Raw genomic sequence first — 224 nt, 5'->3', positions numbered from 1 at the left:
ACTTCCTTTAGGGGCCTATAGCTCAGCTGGTTAGAGCGCACGCCTGATAAGCGTGAGGTCGATGGTTCGAGTCCATTTAGGCCCACCATTTTTATAAAAACTTTATTCCCATTATGGGGCTTTAGCTCAGCTGGGAGAGCGCCTGCCTTGCACGCAGGAGGTCAGCGGTTCGATCCCGCTAAGCTCCACCATTGCACATCTTACGATGATGCATTTTTAAATTG

The 224-nt window shown here is 49.6% G+C and carries 2 tRNA genes; both read left to right on the top strand.

Annotated features, from left to right (window positions below):
- Positions 1-11: 11 nt before the first annotated feature.
- Positions 12-88, top strand: a tRNA-Ile gene (locus IHV09_RS22255).
- A gap of 27 nt (positions 89-115) precedes the next feature.
- Positions 116-191 (top strand) — tRNA-Ala (locus IHV09_RS22250).
- The last annotated feature ends 33 nt before the right edge of the window (positions 192-224 follow it).

The organism is Fictibacillus sp. 23RED33, assembly GCF_015903925.1.
GTDB lineage: Bacteria > Bacillota > Bacilli > Bacillales > Fictibacillaceae > Fictibacillus > Fictibacillus phosphorivorans.
Note: the sequence above shows the minus strand (reverse complement) of the source record. Positions and strands in the feature narration are given on the sequence as shown.